This is a genomic window from Microcoleus sp. B13-B6, from assembly GCF_036705405.1.
GTDB lineage: Bacteria > Cyanobacteriota > Cyanobacteriia > Cyanobacteriales > Microcoleaceae > Microcoleus.
On record NZ_JAUBUJ010000226.1, the window covers coordinates 1 to 2757 of the forward strand.

At 45.1% G+C, this 2757-nt stretch carries 1 protein-coding gene and 1 pseudogene; one reads left to right on the forward strand and one right to left on the reverse strand.

Going from position 1 to position 2757, the window contains the following annotated elements; translation table 11 throughout:
- Positions 1-71: 71 nt before the first annotated feature.
- A pseudogene (locus tag QUB35_RS38750) lies at positions 72-584 on the reverse strand (reverse transcriptase N-terminal domain-containing protein); the annotation flags it as partial.
- A 483-nt stretch (positions 585-1067) separates the two neighbouring features.
- Here QUB35_RS38750 and QUB35_RS38755 point away from each other — a divergent pair.
- Entirely contained in the window at positions 1068-2435 is a 1368-nt protein-coding gene (locus QUB35_RS38755) for an IS4 family transposase (RefSeq protein ID WP_445252101.1), read from the forward strand.
- Positions 2436-2757 lie beyond the last annotated feature (322 nt).

Consider the following 2757-nt stretch of genomic DNA (forward strand, 5'->3'; position numbering starts at 1 on the left):
TTAATAATTAAATGGGGTCGCAAAATCAAAAATAAGGGTAATGATTGTATCACAGTTTAAATGTGCAACAGCTTAATTACCGTGAATATTTGCTCTATCGCATCATGGCATGAGCGTCCGGGTCTGAACCCGTATGAGTTAGGTTCAAATCGCGCTTCCCATTCTGGCTCTAGTGCCAGCTTGACAAGTGCTTGCAAGGCTCGGTCTTCCATTGTAGGTATACCCAAAGGTCGCTTCTCTTCCGTTCCAGGCTTAGGAATCCATACCCTCCTAGTTGGACTGACCTTTGACCCCAGATTTAATTTTTGAGTCAGGTCTAAACGTTGCTTTGGAGTCAGCGATTTAACGCCGTCTACACCCGCCGTTTTTTTCCCCTGGTTATCCTGGGTAATTCTACGAACCGATAAGGCTCTTGCTGACCAAGACTTCATCAGCGTCTTTTGGAGTCTGCGAAATGCTTTTACATCACCACGAATAGAGGCTTGATAAATTCTCTTCTGGAGCTTGTACACCTTACGCTCTAGCTTACGCCAGTTAATTTTGTGCCATTCCACCATCAGTTTTTTAGACTGTGTATTAGACATATATACTCACTATTTGAGACTTTATCTTCCAAATCATCGTAAGTCTGTTTGCATATTCTGGGCATTACCCCAGACATTCGCTTCTGACTTAATCTCTCCTACTCGCTGCATACGGTTAGCACCTACTCAGGTATTCGACCACCTAAGAGCAGACGAGAGGTTATCTCGTTCCGAATGACCATACTGTGTACCTTTAGAATGATGCTGTTCGCCGGGTTTATTGGAAGTGCTTGTTGGTCAATAGAAAACTTGCCAACTCCTTATCCTTTGCCTTTTGGCTCCAGCGCATTAAGCCTTATTTCGCTGGTTTTGTGTAACGACGATTCAGTTGCATCTTCAAGCCGGGGCTTTACTCATGGGTACTTTGCTCAATGCTTTACCAACTTAGGCTCAATGGCACTGAAAAAGTAAGCAAAAAAAAATCTGTAAGGCAAGATATACATAGATAATTGCCTTACAAACCAAAATATCTCTCTCCCGGCAATGCCAAATCGTGCGTGCATTCTCAAACAACAATTTTTGCAGAGCGTTGCCTCACCTTGGGAGAAGCTGCTGCCAGAAGAGTTAGTCCAGGAGCTTCTAGCGAAGGAGAAGATCACCTACTACCAAAGCATCTACACACCGATAGTCACCTTGTGGGCGATGATATCCCAGGTACTCGATCCCGACAAAAGTTTGAGTCAAGCCGTGAAGCGGATGAGTACGTGGTTGAGTGCGGCCGGAGTCAAGCCTCCTTCTTCTGATACCGGGGCATACAGTAAAGCTCGTAAGCGACTACCAGAAAAGCTCGTTCAACAGTTAGTACCCATAGTCGCAGAGGCCCTAGAAAAGCAAGTTCCCATAGAACAACAATGGTGCGGACGACGGGTGCGGGTACTAGATGGGACAACAGTGTTGATGAATGATACTGCTGCTAATCAAGCCGAGTATCCGCAACACAGCAATCAAAAAGCTGGGTGTGGATGGACCATCGCTAAAATAGTGGTACTCTTTTCATTACTAACAGGGGCTGTGGTATCCGCTGGCATAGCATCCTTGGCAAGCAGTGAGATTGTGATGAGCCGTTTGATTTATGCAAATTTAGTCCCCGACGATGTGATATTGGCCGATCAAGCTTATGGTAATTATGTTGATTTAGTTTTAGTGAAACAGCAAGGAGCAGATGCTGTTTTCCGTAAAAATCATCTCCGTAAAACTGACTTTAGACGGGGAAAAAAGTTGGGAATTGGCGACCACAAAGTCGTGTGGAATAAGCCGCAACAGTGTCCCAACCACATGACTGTTGAGGAATTCGAGGCATTGCCGTCTAGTTTCATCGTCCGGGAAGTATGCTTACGAATTAAACGCCGCGGCTTCAGAGATGAGCGTATCATTGTAGTGACAACATTGGTAGATGCCAAGCGGTACACTGTTGAAAAGTTGACTTCTTTATATGGATTACGTTGGTCGGCAGCAGAAGTCAATTTACGCTATCTCAAAACCACGTTAAAAATGGAGATGTTAACAGCTAAAACTCCGGTGATGGTGAGAAAAGAAATCTGGACACACTTATTAGCTTACACTTTATTACGTACCATTATGTGGCAGGCTGTATCTTCGTCAGAAAATACAGTTTTTCAACTCTCATTCCAATCAACCAGGCAGCAGTTTAATCTGTTATTGTCGCTGTTGGCAACTACAGGAAAACGCCAACAGCGACAATGGCGTCAATTACTTTTGGAACAGGTGGCAACTAATTTACTCACGATTCGACCTGAGCGTTCTGAACCTAGAGTTTTGAAACGCAGGCCGAAACCGTATCCTCGAATGCAGGAACCTCGCTCTGTCTTGAAAGCTAAACTGCGGGCGTGATTAAGCCTTTTTCAGTGCCATTGAACTTAGGCTGTCAGTAATCACACCTTTTCACCCCGCTTTACGGATTGATGGCTAGTCGCTACCGTAGGGGTGATGCTTTCACCGCTGCACCTGCGGGGTAGGATTTGAAGGTTCTAGGATACTATTTCTCACCTACATGGTCATTCAGTTGTCAAGGTTCTATACCTGGCGGCTAATCCTCCAAACCCTTTCAGGCTTTAGTTTCTAGCCAACGATTCGCACTGTCCTATCACAATCGCGGTCAATCAAACGTATCGCCAGGGCAATTATCCTTGTTCCCCGATGATGGCATTGACTG

Excerpts from the sequence above, each read along its gene's own strand:
- QUB35_RS38755 (WP_445252101.1), top strand. The coding sequence starts at position 1,068 with ATGCCAAATCGTGCGTGCATTCTCAAACAACAATTTTTGCAGAGCGTT.